The 4,980-nt window shown below is 68.0% G+C and carries 1 protein-coding gene; it reads right to left on the reverse strand.

Going from position 1 to position 4,980, the window contains the following annotated elements:
* Positions 1-300: 300 nt before the first annotated feature.
* Positions 301-4,980, reverse strand: a 4,680-nt coding sequence (locus tag VPH61_RS18830; protein WP_332065054.1) for an Ig-like domain-containing protein, incomplete at its 5' end; no start/stop codon positions are given.

The following is a 4,980-nucleotide window of genomic DNA, read 5'->3' on the forward strand; positions in this document are numbered from 1 at the left end:
CCATTCGTGACCCAGACCTCACGCGCCGCGAGATCGACATCGGTGACCGGAAAGCCCTGATGGAGCACCGCGAAGGTGAGGGGAACACCGGCGAGGAGCGTGATCGCGACGGTGGATGCTACGGCCTTTCGCGCGCGCACCCACGACGTGAAGGCACCCACTCGTCACTCCCCTGATCGTGGTTCGAAGCTCGACATGGCGTCGAAGCCGAACCCCCACACCGGGGTACACGCTAACACGATCGTCGCGAACTGCGGCATGGGGAGGACTCCCCACGCAACCCCGCTTGTGCGGTACTCCCTACCCCCTGAAGTCCACGTGGTTGCTCTCGTGGCCGCCGACCGTCACGTAGGCATCCGGCCACCCGCAGTATCCGGTCGCCGCAGCCCAGCTTCCACGGAAGGAGCCCCGGCCGTCGGCACCGATCGACATCGTCAACGTGCGGTAGGGACCGTCGCAGTACGTCTGGAGCGTCTGGGTGGTGTTCGGCGGGAACCACTCGACGTCGACGTTGTAGTAGTAACCACCGCTCTGAGGTGTGCCCCTGGACAGGGTCACCTTGGGCGGCGGCTGCGTCGCGGTCGCCGTGTCGGAGAGCGTCCAGTCGCCGCATCCGCCGGCGTTGCAGGCCTGGACCTTGAAGTTGTGCGCGAACCCGATGCCGGCGTTTCCCGGCGCGCTGAGGCCCGAGGTCGAGCCCGACTTCGTGCTGTTCAGCACGAACTGCCAGTTGTACGACGTGATCGGGCTGCCGTTCGCTGATGCAGCACCCCAGGTCAGTCTGATGTCGCCGGAACCGTCGCTCGAGGCCCAGAGATCGGCCCACGGCGGTGCGCTGGGCTTGCCGAACGGCGTGATCGAATCGCTCGCGGCCGAAGGCTGGGAGGTGCCGGTGTCGTTCGTGGCGGTCACGGTGAACTTGTAGCTCGTGCCGTTCGTCAGGCCCGTGATGGTCTGCGGGCTGCCCGCAGCCGAAGCACCGAAGGAATCGCTTCCACCGGCCCAGCTGACGGTGTACCCGGTGATCGGGTCGTTGTTGCTCGCGGGCGCGTTCCAGCGCACGGTCGCCGACTGGTCGCCCACGATCGCCGTCGGCTTTCCAGGCGCATCGGGCGGGGCGCGCACGATGACGGTCGCCCGGCCCGCCACCTCTCGGGTCGGATCCTTCGTGCCGTCCTGCACGCGATAGACGATGCTCAGCGTGCCCGTGAACGCCGGCCCGGTCGTCACCGTGATGTCGGTCGAGGTGAAGCTGACGCTCGCGGCCGAACCGACCGACTGCTGATCGATCTCCGCGTCGATGATGCGAAGCGGCGTGTCTTCGGCCGCGAAGGGGTTGAGGTCGTTCGCGAGCACGTTGATCTTCTTCGTCTGCGAGCGCAGCATCTCGATCGGTCCGTCGTCGCGCACCTGCGCCTCCGGCCTCGACGAGGACACGACCTCGACCTCGACCGACCCCGGAATCGAGAACTCCTTGTAGTCGACCGTGAACGTCAGCGTCGTCGTCGTCCGGGGCTGCACGCCGAGCGGCGCGCCGACCGTCAGGGTCGAACCGCTGATGCCCGCCGTGAAGTCGGCGTTCTGGCCCTCGAGCCCGTTGTACGTCAGCTCCTGCAGCACCTTGTCGCTCGGGTGGCCGCTCGACTGACGGAGGTCCACCGTCTGCGGCTTCTCCCCGGCCTCGACCTTGATGGTTCGGGGGGTGAAGGTGGGCGGCGCATCTTCGAAGTTCGGGTCGCCGACTGTGACGGGGATCGTGAGGAAGGCCTTCTTCCCCTTCGGATCGTTCGCGCTTTCGCCGTCGGTCACCTCGAAGGTCACGGTCGCCTGCCCGCGGAAGTCCTTCGCCGGCTTGAACGTGAGCGTCGAGGCATCGGTCATCGGCGACGATCCGGCGCTGTTCGATGCCGTCGCCGAGAGGATGCGGGCGGGCTTGCCGGACGGCACGATCACGATGTCGCCGACCTTCCACGAGATCGTGCCGTTCATGCGCACGATCTGCGGGCCGAGCTCGGCGAGATAGGGCGGCGGGAAGACCTTCTCCTCTTCCTCGTCGTCCTCCTTCTTCTCGGCCTCCTCAGGATCGACCTTCGGCGGCACGACGACGAATGCCATCGCCGAGAGCTCGTCGACCTCGTTCGTGAGGCGGTAGGCGATGGTCTGCCGTTTCGACGTCGGCCGCACCTTCAGGCTGCCGTCGGTCATCACCTCGACGTTGTCGGCGTTCGGACCCTCGACCGAGACCACGAGATCCTCCACGAGCCCGCCGGGGTTCTGCGCGTCTTTCAAAGGGTCGACCGTGACCGAGTTCTTGTCGACCACCTGCTTGGGTTCGATGACCTGGTCGTGCGCCGTCGGCGGCTCGATCTTCGCGTCCTTCGCGACGAGCACCTGGATGAAGGCGCCGTCGGCGCCGCCATGCCCGTTCGTGATCTCGTAGCGCACCGAGTTGCCGCCCTCGAAGTCGGGGGCCTCGACGAGCACGCGGTTGTTCTTCACGCTCGCGGTGAGGCCCTCGCCGACCTCTGGCAGCTTCTTCGCCACCTTGATCGGGTAGCCACTGGGGTCGGAATCGTTCGCGAGCACGTCGATCGCCGCACGTCGGCCGGGGCGAAGCTCGACGACGTCGTCGACCGCGTTCGGCGGAAGCGCCTCGACCGGCCGTGGGATCACGCCGATGCGGATGGTGCCCGTGGCCGTCTTGCCGGCCGTGTCCGCGACCTCGTACGTGAACGATTCCGTGCCGGCGGAGCCGGCGAACGCCTCGTAGCTGAGGCCCGTGCTGCCGGTCTCGATGATCCGACCGAGGGAGGGAGGGGTCGTGATGCCGACGAGCGTGACGGAGTCGCCGTCGGGATCGATGCCGTCGAGCGGCACGTCGATCTCGACCGCCGTGCCCTCGAAGGTGCGGGAGGTCAGCGGCAGCGGCAGCGGCGGCCGATTCGTTTTCGCATCGGGGCCGACGACCGTGAAGCGCACCGTCGCGGTCACCGTCTGCTCGAAGTCGTCGAGCACTCGGTAGGTGGCGGTGTACACGCCGGGCTCCTGCGGCGCCTGGTAGCGCACCGTGTCGTCGGCGACGAACACGAGCCCGCCGGCGGCCGAGACGTCGACGAGCTCGCGATCGAGCGTGAGCGGCGCGGCATCGGGGTGGTAGTCGTTCTCGAGCACCGGCACGGTGACGATGTCGCCGGCGCGCACCGTCACCGCGTCGTCGACCGCGACCGGGGGCTGGTGCTTCACGAGCGGCGGCACGGGCACCACGGTGACCGTGCTCGTCGAACTCGCGATGCCGTCGGAGACCGTGTACGCGAACTGCAGCTGTTCGGTGATCGCTTCGGACGCCGTGATGCGCGCGACCGTGTTGTTCAGTACCTCGACCGAGAGCAGGTCTCCGGATGCCTCGGTGTCGACCGTCTGCACGGCGAGCACCCGCCCGCTCGGCGACACGTCATTGGCGAGCACCGAGAGGGTCGTCGGCTCGCCAGGACGCAGGTACGCCGTGTCCTTCACCGCGATCGGCGGCGGCGACTCCCCCGGCACCTCCTTCACGTCGACCCTGATGAGGCCGACGCTCGTCGCGGCGCCCGCGCCGAGGTTGTAGAGGAAGATGTGGGTGCCGACCTGATCGGAGTCGAAGCTGATCGCGCCGCGCTCGAGGTTCGGGGTCACCGATGCGCCGCTCGGCATATCCTCCACGCCGAGCAGGGTCAGCGGCTCGCCGGAAGGGCTCAGGTCGTTGATGAGCGGCTGGATCAATGTGGTCTCGCCGGCGAAGACCTCTGCGAAGTCGGGCGTGCCGACCGGGTTCAGTGCTCCGGGCTCCTTGACCTCGACGGTGAGCACCCCGGTCGAGGTGACCGCTCCGTCGGAGACGACGAACTGCACCTCCTTGGTGCCGAGCTCGCCGGTCTTGTGTTCGAAGGTCACGAAGCCGTCGGGTGCGAACCGCACCGAGTCGCCGCTCGTCGGCGAGGCGCTCACGAGGAAGACGTCGTCGCCGTCGGGGTCGAGCCAGTCGCTAAGCACGTTGTAGCCCATCGACTTGCCCTGCTCCACGCTGATCGCGCCTTCGCGTACTGCGACCGGTGGCGAGTTCTCGATCGTCGGGCGGATCGTCAGGTCGACGTGGGCCTGGGCGACGCCGAGACGACCGTCGTCGGCGGTGTACTGGAACGAGACCGTGCCCGCGGCCCCGGGCGCCGGCGTGAACTGCAGTGCTCGGCCGCCGTCGATGAGCTCGAGCCGGCCCGACTGCTCCGCGATCTCGCTGACGTTCGTCACGGTGAGTACGTCGCCGTCGGGGTCGGTGTCGTTCTCGAGGACCTCGAGCAGCGTCGTGCGACCGGGGCGCACGCCGAGCACGTCATCGCGCGCGGTGGGCGGCCGGTTCGTCTCGCTGCGCTCGGCGAGCGTGTCTTCGAACGTCTGCTGCGAGGCCTTTTCATCGCCCTCTTCGGCGTCGCTCTCGTCGGGCGGCGTCACTTCGTCCCAGTTGTCGACGAGCCGCAGGTTCGAATCGACGAGCCAGACGTTGCCGTTCGACAGGTTGTTGAGCGCGATGACGCTGCGATTGACGCGGAACTCGAGGCGCGAGCCCTTGGTGCCCTGTTCGATCGTCTGGGGCGAGGGCTTCGCGCCGTCGCAGGCGTTGAGGTAACGGCCGACCGATGCCCACGCTCCATGCGCGCACCCGTCGAGCCACACCGGACTGGCGATCTCGTCTGCCTCGGCCGGAACATCCATGTCGGCGGCGATGACCTGGATGTCTCCGCCCGTGAGCGGCACCTGCAGCAACGAGTCGCCGGTGGCGAGCAGCACTGCCTCGTTCGCCACGCTCGCCTGCTGGATCTTGAGCGCGGTCTCCTCGAGCTCTCGCGCGGTGCCGTCGATGATGACGGCGTTCTGCTTCGTGTCGAGGATGACGGGCTCGTCGCCGACGACCGACAGTTGATGCTCGCCGATCGACGGGAGATCGCT

This window comes from Agromyces sp. CCNWLW203 (assembly GCF_036576125.1).
Lineage (GTDB): Bacteria > Actinomycetota > Actinomycetes > Actinomycetales > Microbacteriaceae > Agromyces.